At 41.2% G+C, this 15827-nt stretch carries 4 protein-coding genes; all 4 read right to left on the reverse strand.

Annotated elements, in window-relative coordinates; translation table 11 throughout:
- Positions 1-10272, reverse strand: a complete 10272-nt coding sequence (locus tag SOI82_RS03325) for a cadherin-like domain-containing protein (protein WP_320667959.1) — start codon at positions 10270-10272, stop codon at positions 1-3.
- Positions 10273-10438: 166 nt separating this feature from the next.
- Positions 10439-11611 carry an HlyD family secretion protein gene (locus tag SOI82_RS03330; RefSeq protein WP_320667960.1) on the reverse strand — a complete coding sequence of 391 codons (1173 nt, stop codon included), beginning with the start codon at positions 11609-11611 and terminating at the stop codon, positions 10439-10441.
- A 1-nt stretch (position 11612) separates the two neighbouring features.
- Entirely contained in the window at positions 11613-14537 is a 2925-nt protein-coding gene (locus tag SOI82_RS03335) for an ABC transporter transmembrane domain-containing protein (RefSeq protein WP_320667961.1), read from the reverse strand.
- 9 nt (positions 14538-14546) lie between these two features.
- Positions 14547-15278 carry a peptidylprolyl isomerase gene (locus SOI82_RS03340; RefSeq protein WP_320667962.1) on the reverse strand — a complete coding sequence of 244 codons (732 nt, stop codon included), beginning with the start codon at positions 15276-15278 and terminating at the stop codon, positions 14547-14549.
- Positions 15279-15827: the final 549 nt, after the last annotated feature.

The following is a 15827-nucleotide window of genomic DNA, read 5'->3' on the forward strand; positions in this document are numbered from 1 at the left end:
TTAGGCTCTCCAAGATCCTTTGATGTGATCTAAAAGATTTGAGATTGGATTAACTAGATCTCTTATAAGAGAGTTGGAATTAAAAATGGAACCTTTATTTATCTGCATGGTTTTGTCTCTGGAGATATCAGAGATTATTGAAGGGTATAATTTATTTTTCTGTTGATTTTGAGGCTGCTGTAACTTTACGGTCTGCTCTTCGCCTGAAGATGCATCCTCATATTCCATAGAATAAAAACCATTGGCTTCTTGTGAGATTGAAATTGATTCTGTAAATTCAAGGTCAACATGGATATTTTCATTTACTGCTTGAGCACTTAGTGCATTTGCTGAATTCGACCCTGAACCTGAGGAATTGTTCTTCTCAGTTGAATTTGTTCCCGACATCATTATTAAGTCCTCAACTCTCTCTGAACTGAGACTCTTGTCATAACTTTTTAATAGTGCTGCTACTCCTGCTACATGAGGAGCGGCCATTGAAGTTCCATTCCATCTTGTGTATCGATCACCTGGCAGTGCAGAGTAGACATTAACTCCAGGTGCAGTGATGTAATCCATGGTTGTATTACCAGCTCGGTCTGAGAACCAAGCCATCTCTTTATTGATATCTACTGCACCTACGGCAATACCATAGTCAATTGCATATCTAGCTGGATAGCCTGGTTGAGAAGCAGCAGAGTTACCTGCAGCCATGACTGACACAACACCACTCTCACTTGCATATTTAGCAGCTTCCCAACCTTCTTGCATAAAACCTCCACCTCCTAATGAAAGGTTAATGACATCAGCTCCATTATTAATTGCGTAGTAAACACCTTTGAGTACATCACTTAAGTAGCCACTACCGTTATTATTAAGGACTCTAATAGGCATTATTTTTGCATTATAAGCAACACCTGTAATACCTACTCCATCATTCGCACCTGCAATTGTTCCAGCAACATGAGTGCCATGTCCATGGCCGTCTTGGGCTATTGGGTCGTTGTCAACAAAGTCCCATCCTTGAACAATACGACCAGCGAATTCGCGATGACTGTAATCAATACCTGTATCTATAACTGCAACTGTAACTCCTTCCCCTGTTACACCTTTAAAGTCTCCAGTTCCCATCCAAACGTCCTTCGCATCAATCGCATCCAGTCCCCATAGATTTCCACCATCATCCGGTCGTGATTGCAGATCAATTCCTAGCAATCGTTCAAAGGCTCTTGCTGCACTGATATGGCCATAACCATCTGTAGAGTTAAATCCAGATTTCTTATGAGCGACAATTGAAAAGGATTGTGTTGCAGATGCATTACCACCATTGCCATCGGTGACGGTGTAGTTGAGATCAACTTTGCCGTTGTAATTAGCTGTTGGTTTAAAGGTCCAGGTGCCGTTGCCGTTATCCGATATAGAACCATTAGATGCTTTTAAGCCAGCAACCGAGAGGGTGTCGCCATCAACATCTGTGTATCCCTGTAGAAGATCGGTTGCCTTGATGGTGTAAGCAGTATCTTCTGTGCCGTTAGGAAGCTTGGCCTGGTCACCAGTAAGGATTGGTAGATCGTTAACCGCTGCTAAGGAGAAGGATTGCGTCGCAGATGCATTACCACCATTGCCATCAGTGACGGTGTAGTTGAGATCAACTTTGCCGTTGTAATTAGCTGTTGGTTTAAAGGTCCAGGTACCGTTGCCGTTATCGGTTAAGGAACCATTAGAGGCTTTCAAGCCAGCCACTGAAAGGGTGTCACCCTCAACATCGGTGTATCCCTGGAGAAGGTCTGTTGCTTTAATCGTGTAAGAAGTATCTTCTGTGCCGTTAGGAAGCTTGGCTTTGTCACCAGTAAGGATTGGTAGATCGTTAACCGCTGCTAAGGAGAAGGATTGCGTCGCAGATGCATTACCACCATTGCCATCAGTGACGGTGTAGTTGAGATCAACTTTGCCGTTGTAATTAGCTGTTGGTTTAAAGGTCCAGGTGCCGTTGCCGTTATCCGATATAGAACCATTAGATGCTTTTAAGCCAGCCACTGAAAGGGTGTCACCATCAGCATCGGTGTACCCCTGAAGAAGGTCTGTTGCTTTAATCGTGTAAGCAGTATCTTCTATGCCATTCGAAAGAACAGCTTTATCGCCAGTAAGGATTGGTAGATCGTTAACCGCTGCTAAGGAGAAGGATTGCGTCGCAGATGCATTGCCACCATTGCCATCAGTGACGGTGTAGTTGAGATCAACTTTGCCCTTGTAATTAGCTGTTGGTTTAAAGGTCCAGGTGCCGTTGCCGTTATCGGTTAAGGAACCATTAGAGGCTTTCAAGCCAGCCACTGAAAGGGTGTCACCCTCAACATCGGTGTATCCCTGGAGAAGGTCTGTTGCTTTAATCGTGTAAGCAGTATCTTCTGTGCCGTTAGGAAGCTTGGCTTTGTCACCAGTAAGGATTGGTAGATCGTTAACCGCTGCTAAGGAGAAGGATTGCGTCGCAGATGCATTACCACCATTGCCATCAGTGACGGTGTAGTTGAGATCAACTTTGCCGTTGTAATTAGCTGTTGGTTTAAAGGTCCAGGTGCCGTTGCCGTTATCCGATATAGAACCATTAGATGCTTTTAAGCCAGCCACTGAAAGGGTGTCACCATCAGCATCGGTGTACCCCTGAAGAAGGTCTGTTGCTTTAATCGTGTAAGCAGTGTCTTCTGTTCCATTTGAAAGAACAGCTTTATCACCAGTGAGGATTGGTAGATCGTTAACCGCTGCTAAGGAGAAGGATTGCGTCGCAGATGCATTACCACCATTGCCATCGGTGACAGTGTAGTTGAGATCAACTTTGCCGTTGTAATTAGCTGTTGGTTTAAAGGTCCAGGTGCCGTTGCCGTTATCGGTTAAGGAACCATTAGAGGCTTTCAAGCCAGCCACTGAAAGGGTGTCACCATCAGCATCGGTGTACCCCTGAAGAAGGTCTGTTGCTTTAATCGTGTAAGCAGTATCTTCTGTGCCGTTAGGAAGCTTGGCCTGGTCACCAGTAAGGACTGGGAGATCGTCAACCGCTGCTAAGGAGAAGGATTGCGTCGCAGATGCATTACCACCATTGCCATCAGTGACGGTGTAGTTGAGATCAACTTTGCCGTTGTAATTAGCTGTTGGTTTAAAGGTCCAGGTACCGTTGCCGTTATCGGTTAAGGAACCATTAGAGGCTTTCAAGCCAGCCACTGAAAGGGTGTCACCCTCAACATCGGTGTATCCCTGGAGAAGGTCTGTTGCTTTAATCGTGTAAGCAGTATCTTCTGTGCCGTTAGGAAGCTTGGCTTTGTCACCAGTAAGGATTGGTAGATCGTTAACCGCTGCTAAGGAGAAGGATTGCGTCGCAGATGCATTACCACCATTGCCATCAGTGACGGTGTAGTTGAGATCAACTTTGCCGTTGTAATTAGCTGTTGGTTTAAAGGTCCAGGTGCCGTTGCCGTTATCCGATATAGAACCATTAGATGCTTTTAAGCCAGCCACTGAAAGGGTGTCACCATCAGCATCGGTGTACCCCTGAAGAAGGTCTGTTGCTTTAATCGTGTAAGCAGTATCTTCTATGCCATTCGAAAGAACAGCTTTATCGCCAGTAAGGATTGGTAGATCGTTAACCGCTGCTAAGGAGAAGGATTGCGTCGCAGATGCATTGCCACCATTGCCATCAGTGACGGTGTAGTTGAGATCAACTTTGCCCTTGTAATTAGCTGTTGGTTTAAAGGTCCAGGTGCCGTTGCCGTTATCCGATATAGAACCATTAGATGCTTTTAAGCCAGCCACTGAAAGGGTGTCACCCTCAACATCGGTGTATCCCTGGAGAAGATCAGTGGCTTTTATTGTGTAAGAAGTATCTTCTATGCCATTCGAAAGAACAGCTTTATCGCCAGTGAGGATTGGCAGATCATTAACTGCCTCAACGTTTAATGATGCAGTTGTGAGAACTCCTGATAATTTTTCAAGTGAATCATTTGTCTTATCGTTCGCACTACTGATTACTCCACTCTGGAGTTGATCAAATACATTAGAGATATCAGTTAGTGGATTCTTACCCGAACTTCTAGTATGAGTTGAGCCCCAAACTACAGCTGAGCCGTCTTCTTTGATAGCTAGATATGTACCAAAACCATTCTTTTGAATTGAAATTACACCGTCTTGTAATTGGTCTGAGACTTTCTCGAAGCTTTGTGTTGGCGTTAGTTGATTCCGATAGGCCCCATTCATGTTCCCCCATGCAATCACGGCTCCGCTTTCTTTTAAAACTAGATTGTCCCCATACCCCCAGCTAATAATTTCTTTAACACCATCACTCAAGTCATTTTCTACTGAGCTGATATCTGCATGGTAATTCAAAAGTCTTCCTCTTGAGGAACCATTATCACTAACTGCTGTTGTCTGAATAGAGCCATCTCCATTCAAAACAATCGCCGACCAACCAATCTGATGACCAGTCGGATACGTAATCCTTACATCTTTAAAACCTGAACCGTTGGAATACTGTTTCGTTAACCAATTAGACATTTGATGGAGCTCTCCTCCCCCATAAATTTGGCTACCTTTACCATGAAAATCCTGATAAAGATTGCTCTTATTTGCTCCAAAACCTATTGCTAAAACAGTCTTGTCTTCCTTAACAGCTAAGAAACCACTGTACGTGGATATTAATTTCTCAACCCCACTACTGAGTTCTTCTTGGTAATAACTGCTATCTCCTCCACTCGCACTCCACCCCCAAGTAACAACAGAACCATCATCTTTCAAAGCTGCATAAGCTCCACTTGACTGGATTACTTCTGTAACCCCACTCTGAAGCTTCTCTTTGACATTCTCAAAGCGATGTGAGTAATAACCATGATAGCCAGGATTATCTCCACCGTAATCGGCATTTCCCCAAACGACAACAGAACCATCTTCCTTAAGTGCACAGAATGCATTATGTGTAGGGATAATTTCTTTAACACCACTACTTAACTCTGCACTCACACGACTTATGTCCGAACCGTTGCTATAAGCGGTGTCTCCCCAAGCAAAAACTGAACCATCATTTTTCAGAGCTACAAAACATCCCGAACCGGGGTAAATCCTTTTTACACCGCTAGATAATTCATCAGCAAGATGATTGGATCTACCACCAAGGTTGGTGGAATGGTAAGGCGAACCCCAAGTAATAACTGATCCGTCCTTCTTTAAGGCTGCAAATGCAAAGCCATTGCTATAGATATGGACTACACCGCTTTGCAGTTTTGAAGAAACACTTGAAGAGTCGCCACCTCCAAATCCATCACTACCCCAAGTAACAACTGAACCATCAACTTTTAATGCTGCATAAGATTCACCACAAGCAAATAGCTGTTTGACTCCACTCTTAAGAAGGTGAGCTACGGATGAAATGTCTCCACCCATAGATGGGTCACCCCAAACAACGACCGAGCCGTCTGACTTAAGTACAGCAAATGTTTTTCTAGCGTTAAGCCCTACATCTTCAAATTCAGCTGACGTAACATTGAAGACATTTATTCCATCAGAAGTGACTGACTCTATTGACTGTCCATCTGTAACTCCATACGAGAATTGAACGTCTCCATTCCAGTCTTTTTTAGGAGTGAAGGTCCAAGATCCATCCTCATTATTAGTGAGAGTTCCATTACCTTTTGCGACCTTGAGATTGACGATTGAGAGTTCATCACCATCAGCATCGGAAGCGTTGGCGAGAAGATCAGCGGCTGTAATCCGAATACTCCGATCTTCATTGATGGCGCCTAAATCAACAGGACCAGAAACAATAGGAGAAGTATTATCGGCAACTCTAAAAGATTGGCTACTATTTATATTCCCGCCATTACCGTCAGTGATGGTGTAGTTGAGATCAACGTTGCCGTTGTAATTAGCTGTTGGTTTAAAGGTCCAAGTACCGTTGCCATTATCAGTCAAAGAACCATTGGATGCTTTCAGTCCAGTCACCGAGAGGGTGTCGCCATCAGCATCGGTGTATCCCTGAAGAAGATCGGTTGCTTTAATCGTATAAGCAGCATCTATATCTCCACGAGGAAGAATCGCTTTATCACCGGTGAGAATTGGCAGATCGTTAACCGCTGCTAAGGAGAAGGATTGCGTTGCAGATGCATTGCCACCATTCCCATCAGTAACGGCGTAGTTGAGATTAACGTTGCCGTTGTAATTAGCTGTTGGTTTAAAGGTCCAGGTACCGTTGCCGTTATCGGTTAAGGGACCATTAGAAGCTTTTAATCCAGTCACCGAGAGAGTGTCGCCATCAGCATCGGTATATCCCTGTAGAAGGTCGGTTGCCTTAATGGTGTAAGCAGTATCTTCTGTTCCGTTAGGAAGCTTGGCTTTATCACCAGTGAGGGTTGGCAGATCATTAATGGAATTGACTGTTAGGTTTGCTGTTGTGGAAACACTAAAGTCTAATTTAATTTCTGCTATCCCTTGACTGTAATGGGTATAGTTGTTCCAAGTGTCTTCCCATGCACCAGGGGACCAAAAATCAACATTAGTTTTACCTAATTGCAATGATGAAACATCTTGATCAATAAATGCTTTGATCAACGGCAAAGAATCATCAACGTATCCTGTGTCTGGATTAAATCTTCCATATGTCTCATTCATTCCACTAAAATGAGTGTCGATTGTACCTCGATAAGTAACCTCTTCTCCTGAAACCCACTTGTAAGTTCCTTCTTTCTCTTTGTCATTTAATCCAATCCATGCTCTAGGGGTAAAGTTATAGTCTCCGCTTGTATCTCCCTCTCTTCCATTGTAGGTAATTTGACTAGCAAATATATCAACTAACCATTCATTTTCTGCAGCATCATTAACAGTAACTAAGTGTCCACCTAATTTAACTGCATTGGCTTCTGCTTCTTCCCAGGTTGGACCATTTACGACTGTATACGCAGAGTCACCTCTAACATAAAAATCCTTTCTTAGATATACATTCGAGTCAGTAGTGAATCCCTCACTCCATATCCACTTTGCTGGACTATCAATTGGGAATCGACTCTTCTCAACAGAGGCTCCTGTAGTGTCGTGAGAGAGATCACGATTCCACCACGTAGTGGACTGGACATCTCCGTATTCAATAGCATTGCTCCATGAGTTCTCCCGCAAAGTTTCAGAAGTAAGCCAGTCAGAGCTAAGCGTTGTCTTGATCTTCCAGCTGGAATCAGTTGCAAGATTTAAGTTATTAAATCTTAAATTGGCAATGACAGCTCCTGGATGAGTGCCATTTGCGTCATTTATTCCTTCTATAGCAATTGAATTTAAGCCTTCCCTTAGTTTGACAGAATAATTTTCTGATATTATCCATCCATCTCCGCTATCCTTCCCAACAAAGACTCCATTTAAGTAGGCATTATACCTGTCATCACCACTAACAGTTAATTGACTGTCAGATTGGTCAATAGTTAAATTCCCATCAGTAACTCCATACGAGAATTCAATATCTCCATTCCAGTCTTTGGTAGGAGTAAAGATCCAAGATCCATCTCCATTAGAATTTAAAATGCCATCGCCTTTGGCTACCTCGAGATTGACGATTGAGAGTTTATCTCCATCAACATCGGATGCGTTAGAAAGCAGATCGGCAGATGTGATACGAATACTCCCGTCTTCATTAATGTCACCTAAGTCAACGGGTCCAGAGATAGTAGGTGCATCATTAACCGCTGCTAAGGAGAAGGATTGCGTTGCAGAAGTATTGCCACCATTCCCATCAGTAACGGTGTAGTTGAGATTAACGTTGCCGTTGTAATTAGCTGTTGGTTTAAAGGTCCAGGTACCGTTGCCGTTATCCGTTAAAGAACCATTAGAAGCTTTTAAGCCAGTCACCGAGAGAGTATCGCCATCAGCATCGGTGTACCCCTGGAGCAGATCGGTCGCTTTAATTGTGTATGCAGTGTCTTCTGTTCCATTCGAAAGAACAGCTTTATCACCTGCGAGGGTTGGAACTTTATTTATTACTGACTCTATATCTTTGAGCTGATCTTTAAATTGTAAATATTCAATGTCTTGTAAAGTATCAATGCCATCAGAATCAGTTGTTCCTCGGAGATCTTCAACCCTTAATAAATCCCCTACCTTTCTGAATAAGTAGTCAATAAAGTTGCCGCTAAATAAAGCAGTGTCATCACCAGCATTACCAATCAATTCATCACTACCACGACCGCCGATTAAAAAATCATTACCTAAGCCTCCATACAGCTCATCATTACTATCTTGTCCATAGAGCCAATCACTACCACGACCGCCCATTAAAGAATCAGCACCATCTTGCCCATAGAGCTGATCATTGCCATCTTGTCCATAGAGCCAATCATTACCACGACCGCCGATTAAAGAATCATTACCATCTTGCCCATAGAGCTGATCATTCCCGCCTTGTCCATAGAGCGAATCATTACCTAAGCCTCCAAACAGCTCATCATTACCACCTTGTCCATAGAGCCAATCATTACCACGACCGCTGATTAAATAATCATTATCTAAGCCTCCATAGAGCTGATCATTACCATCTTGTCCATAGAGCCAATCACTACCACGACCGCCGACTAAAAAATCATCACCACCTTGTCCATAGAGCTGATCATTCCCATCTTGTCCATAGAGCGAATCATTACCTAATCCTCCATACAGCTCATCATTACCACCTTGTCCATAGAGCCAATCATTACCACGACCGCTGATTAAATAATCATTATCTAAGCCTCCATAGAGCTGATCATTCCCATCTTGTCCATAGAGCCAATCACTACCACGACCGCCGACTAAAAAATCAGTGCCATCTTGTCCATAGAGCTGATCATTCCCATCTTGTCCATAGAGCCAATCATTACCTAAGCCTCCATACAGCTGATCATTACCACCTTGTCCATAGAGCCAATCATTACCACGACCGCTGATTAAATAATCATTATCTAAGCCTCCATAGAGCTGATCATTCCCATCTTGTCCATAGAGCCAATCACTACCACGACCGCCGACTAAAAAATCAGTGCCATCTTGTCCATAGAGCTGATCATTCCCATCTTGTCCATAGAGCCAATCATTACCTAAGCCTCCATACAGCTGATCATTACCACCTTGTCCATAGAGCCAATCATTACCACGACCGCTGATTAAATAATCATTATCTAAGCCGCCATAGAGCTGATCATTCCCATCTTGTCCATAGAGCCAATCACTACCACGACCGCCGACTAAAAAATCAGTGCCATCTTGTCCATAGAGCTGATCATTCCCATCTTGTCCATAGAGCGAATCATTACCACGACCACCGATTAGAGAATCAGTACCGTCTTGTCCAAACAACTGATCATTACCACCTTGCCCATAGAGCCAATCATTACCCCGACCACCGATTAAAGAATCATTACCATCTTGTCCATAGAGCTGATCATTCCCGCCTTGTCCATAGAGCGAATCATTACCTAAGCCTCCAAACAGCTCATCATTACCACCTTGTCCATAGAGCCAATCATTACCACGACCGCTGATTAAATAATCATTATCTAAGCCTCCATAGAGCTGATCATTACCATCTTGTCCATAGAGCCAATCACTACCACGACCGCCGACTAAAAAATCATCACCACCTTGTCCATAGAGCTGATCATTCCCATCTTGTCCATAGAGCGAATCATTACCTAAGCCTCCAAACAGCTCATCATTACCACCTTGTCCATAGAGCTGATCATTACCACGACCGCTGATTAAATAATCATTATCTAAGCCTCCATAGAGCTGATCATTACCATCTTGTCCATAGAGCCAATCACTACCACGACCGCCGACTAAAAAATCATCACCACCTTGTCCATAGAGCTGATCATTCCCATCTTGTCCATAGAGCGAATCATTACCTAATCCTCCATACAGCTCATCATTACCACCTTGTCCATAGAGCTGATCATTACCACGACCGCTGATTAAATAATCATTATCTAAGCCTCCATAGAGCTGATCATTACCATCTTGTCCATAGAGCCAATCACTACCACGACCGCCGACTAAAAAATCAGTGCCATCTTGTCCATAGAGCTGATCATTCCCATCTTGTCCATAGAGCCAATCATTACCTAAGCCTCCATACAGCTGATCATTACCACCTTGTCCATAGAGCCAATCATTATCTAATCCTCCGTATAGGTAATCATTACCACTATTTCCCCAAATTTTGTCATTACCATTCAACCCCCAGATGCTTTCACTATCTGGAGTGCCAGTCAGGAAATCATTGGATTCAGTTCCTTCAAGCATTAATGAGTTTTAACCACATAAAGAAGTGGGCAGATCTATAAAACACCTAGATCGACTAGACCAATTATACATGAGTCATTAGAAAACCTTAAGAAACAAGTAATTGGCTCAAGATAAACTCATCAATTACGACTAAAGTAGCTTTCCTAAGCTGACTTCTCTAAACTTATATTTTTTTTAATGATTCGGATTTATCTTTAAAACTACCCAGTAGAAGTTGAAGATAGGTGACTCTACGTAGTTTTATATTTGCTCGAAGAGACATTCCTGTCTGTAGTGGAAGTGCAGTTCCATTCTTGAGGTTTAGTTGTTGACTTTTAAGTCTAATAATAGCAGGAAATTGATACTCTTTTGCTTCTCTTTCCTGCCCTACTGGTAGAGCATCAGATCCGATAGAGATTACTTCACCTTTTAAAGATCCAAAATCACTAGCAGGAAAAGAATCAACACTTATTTCAGTTGGCATTCCAATGCGCACAAATCCAATCTTATTACTTGGGATTGAAACGCTAGCCTCAAGCTTATTCAATGGAACAACCTTGAGTATTGGTTCACTAGATTGTGCTACAAACCCAGTTGCTGTTGGCTTTAGATCAAATATTACTCCATCTACTGGAGTACGAACTGACTTGTACTTAAGTAAAACGTTAGCCTCGGTCTTCTTTGCTTCTAATTGAGAAATTTCTGAATTTATAGTCTCTAATTGTTGATCAAGTAGCAACTGCTGACGTTCACCTTCTTTTTTCTTTTCAGAAATTTCTCCTAAAGTCTCTTTTCTCTTTTGTGATTGTTGTAGGTATTGTAACTCTGCAATTGCGCCTTCTTCTAATAAGAATTTTAGGCGCTGAGTGATCTTTAGTTCTAATATATACTTTTCTCGAAGAAGCTCCATTCTCTCATTGATTAGTTCATAAGCATTTTGCTTCTCCATCCTTTTGAGCTTAAGTTGGTTATTTTTTTGAACGAGTTGAGCTCGTAAGGACTTGACATTCTGATTTGAAGCTTCTTTATCCAGAACAATTAATATTTGCCCTTTTTTGACTCGTTCACCTGATTTGACCAATATTTCTTTAATTACGCCACCTACTGGAATTTGGATTTCTTTCACCTTTCCAATGGGTTCAAGCTTCCCTTGCACCATCACAATCTCATCTGTTTTTGCCAAAGCTAGCCAACTTATTCCGCAGCCTGTAGTTACTATCAATGACCAGGTCATGGCCCGCATGAAGAATCTGCTTTGTTGAAGTACGTTTTGATCTGCTTCTAATAAAGGTGCTTTCTCTTCAACTTGACTTTGAAAACGTCGAAGTATTGAAAGGATTCGGTCACTTATACTCATATTAGCTCCATTCCTGTTGTCGATATAGAGCGTAGTATCTACCTTGATTTACCATTAATTCGTCGTGTGTTCCTATTTCTTCAATTGTTCCTTGATGCATCATGATAATAATGTTGGCTCGTCTTACAGTTGCAAGTCGATGAGTAATAAAGAAAACAGTGCATTCATTTAATTCATTCAATAAATTACTGCATACCTTTTGCTCGCTTTCATAGTCAAGGGAACTGGTAGCTTCATCTAATATCAGAAGCTTTGGATTTCCAAGAAGTGTTCGAGCAATAGTTATACGTTGGCGTTGCCCTCCACTCAATGAGCTACCACGTTCCTTTACTTCAGTGCTATACCCATCAGGAAGTTCCATAATGAAATCATGCGCATTAGCAAGCTTTGCCGCTTTGACAATGTCATCATTGCTAGCTTCTGGCTGGGCAAGAGAAATGTTTTCACTAATTGTTCCGGTAAAAAGAAGAGGCTCCTGAGGAACAATTCCGATTTGTCTGCGTAATGAGTCGAGCTCGACTTTTTTAACGTCAACCCCATCCACTAGGATTCGACCATTCTCTGGTAAATAGAGACGAGGCAAGAGCTTCATCAATGTGCTTTTTCCACTTCCACTTTGACCTACGATGCCAATAAATTGATGAGCAGGAATGGAAAGGTTGATGTTCTGAAGAATAGGTCTACTACCTTTAACAAAGCTAAAATCAACTGCCTCAAATGTTACGAATCCCTCGATAGGAGGCATGATAAGTTTTGTTTTTTCAACTTCATTTGATTCCTTAGGGGTATCGATCACATCAGCAAGTCTCTCAAAGCTAACCTTGAGTTCTTGTAGTCCTTGCCAGATTGTGGAAAGTCTCAAAAGTGGTTGAGTTACATATCCAGAGATGATTCGGAAAGCAATTAGTTGACCAAGAGTCATCTCACCTCTGAGGACCATGGTTGCACCTACCCATAGCACAAGTAATTGTGAGATCTTTTGTAGAACCTGGCTTAATTGATTAAGTGTCGTTCCACTAATTGTTTTTTCGAAACTGCGATTGATGTAGAGACCATATAGTTCTTGCCATTTCCAGCGACTATTGATTTCGACATTTTGTGCTTTGACAGTTTCGATCCCTGTTAGCACCTCGACAAGGTGGCTTTGGGTTTTTGCATTCGCTTCAGCAACATTACGAAATTGACGTCGAAACAATGGTGCTCCTATAAGAGTAAGGCCTATTTGAATTGGTAGTACTAACAGGGATATCAAGGTAAGAGTCACGCTATATAGCAGCATTACCACTACATAGATCACAGAAAAAGCTGCATCTAGGATTGTGGTAAAGGCTTGGCTAGTAAGGAAAGTACGAATTTTTTCGAGCTCACTGATTCTCGATGAAAGTTCTCCTGTAGGACGTCGGTCAAAATAATTAAGTGGCAGGCGTAGAAGATGGTCGATAACTTCTGCTCCAAGACGTTGGTCTATGCGGTTAGTGGTTTCAGATAACAAAAAAGTTTTTAGGCTGCCAAGTACCCCTTCCATCAGTGTTACTAAAAGCAGCGCAATTCCTAATACTTGTAATGTATCTAGACTGCGTTGAGTAATAACTTTGTCAATTATTACTTGTATTAGAAGCGGATTGGCTAATGTAAATAATTGCACTACAAAACCAGCAAGAAGGACTTGAAGAAGTACCCCTTGATGACTACGTAATGCTGGCCAAAACCAACTAGGCCCAAATAATTTCTTTGGAGTAAAGTTCGATTTTTCAAGTAGAAGGATCTCTATACCTTCTGTAAAGAATTCTTCAAGTTGATTAGATTTGATAGTTAGGTATCCTTCGCTCGGTGAGGCAATAGTGATGCCATCTTGATTGCTTTCAATGACAATGGCGAAATTACCTTTCCATGGAATTAATGAAGGTGTTTTGAGTCTCAATCCCATCTGAGCTTTCACTCGTGAAATGGCTACTTGTAGGCCATGATTAGAAGCAATTTGACCGCATAACCGTAAAGAAGGAGCGCGATTATTCTTCGTAAATTCTTTTAGCATTTTTTCAACCGCATCTCTCCTAAAGGGGAACTTCATTAAGGTTGAGAGCATTTGAAAGCAAGCAATTATCCCTAAAATCGTGCCTTCACCCTTGACTAATAATTTCTCAGTTATTTTACTTTTGCTAAGGCTACTTACTGGAGGTGAGGATGGACCAACTGGAACAGACTTAAAAACACCTTTTTCAAGGTTATTTTCTGAAGACCCTAAAGATTCTTCATTAAAATTCTCACCATTAGAGATCATTACTCTTGCAGGGAAACTAACTATACGTAGAGGGAAAGAAGTTTCAACAGCTTGAATTTCCTGTAGCTTTTTTGTGGATTTTAGTTCAATACCAAAAGAAGAATTATAGTGATGAGATCCTATAAATAAGATTTGCTCTTGTGCTAGTGCTTTATTTAGATCAGATTCATTTGGCAAAACAACTTTTGCGTGATTTTTTGCTTGATTATAACAATCCTGTATTGAAAATTGATTCTTATAAGGTCCGTCTAACATATACTTTTTGATAAAGAAAATTATTTCTGCCTCCCATAAATTCGAATCACAGCAATTACGAACTTCTTTATTAATTGTATAAAGCTGTTTGAATTTTGTATCTGAAATGCTCCAAACGACTAAATCTTTTGCAGCTCTAACTTCTTCACAAGATTTGCCCCTTAGTAGAGATGCGACTCCTATAAAACTATCTGGTCCAAACTTGTCTAGAGTTGTTAGATTACCATTATGAGTAGTCAGTAATCTTGCTGTTCCACTTTTAATTAAATAGATCTGGCCAGGCAAATATTTTTCTTGGCATACTGATTGACCAATTTGGAATCTAAATTCTTTTCCATTCTCTTTAAAAAACTTTCGGAGTGGTTCAAGGTTTGTTTTCTTAGAGTGCATCTGAATAATTTATTTAATAATTAATTGCTTTGAACTCTCTAGGGCTTTGTCAATTTCTTCTTCAATATATATCTGGAAGAGTTCAAATGCCATTCTTCTTTTCATATTGGAATCAAGCTTTGCTAATCTCCTCTCTTCTAGTCTAAGTATTAACCAGTAATTTTCTATTTGAAAGGGCTCTTGTAAAACACCTAGTGTGGATGCTCTTATTGCTGTCTTAATTAATGGATGAGCTCCAATTAGGCTTCTTGGACCTACAAGCCCATCTGGGAATCTGTCGTTGTCTTTGGAATATTCACGAGCCAAAGCAGCAAATGTTGATTCTCCTCCTTCTATTTGTAGATATAATTCATGAGCAAGATTAGGATTATCTACTCTTAATATACTGTATATAAATTGATCAAGATTCTCCTTTCTGCGAAGGAAATGAGCTTCCGCTTTATTTCCAAATTTGTCTTCGTATAGATTCTGAATTTTTATTGGAGTACTTATTTGATGATGAAGATCACTTTCTTTTAGTCCATGGTGAGAAAGAAATTTTTTTCGATCATTGATATTTTCTATTTGCCTTTCTTTGTAGAATTGATTAATAGCTTCTTTCAAAATATCTGGAGGTATATGTATATGATTAATAGCATCATAAATTAAAATTTCCTTAATTAGTGATCTAACTAAATTGCCTCTTCGAACCAATTCCAATGTTTCTTGACTTAGGCTTTTAAATATACTATTAACATTCATGTCTGCCTCTGCAGTCTTTACTAAAGATCCTTTTAACTTTAAAGTAAAAAGTACTTAATGACTCAGAATAGTAAACTTTACTTGATCAACTTCTTAAACATTAATAACTTTCCTACCCTCAAATCTAGTTAGGCCAGTCGATCCAACCAGATATCTAAGCAAAGGTCATTCATCATCTTCCTGATTCCCTTTAAACCAGCCCTGCTCTTTCCTTCCTCTCATTAAGGAAGTGATCAACGCACCAGTAAAGAACGCTCCAATACATCCCATGATCAACAACAGCGGGGAAGGAGCATTCCCTCCAGCGACTTGGCTTAGTGGGTCAAGAGCATCGTGGGTTCGAATCCCACCCCCTCTGCTTGAAATGCTAAGAATTCACTGTTGCAAATTCTCTCAAAAAATAAGCAGAAAAAAGAAAGCTGCTGCCAACTAACCAAAAGGACAGCTAGGCATAAAGAAGATGCTTCCTAATAAATAATGACACAGTCAAAAACACGTAAATCTTGGAGCCAGGTCTTGCTAGAGGGATTTGCTACCTGTGGACGTCTT

The organism is Prochlorococcus sp. MIT 1307, from assembly GCF_034092395.1.
In the GTDB taxonomy this organism is placed as follows: Bacteria; Cyanobacteriota; Cyanobacteriia; order PCC-6307; family Cyanobiaceae; genus AG-363-K07.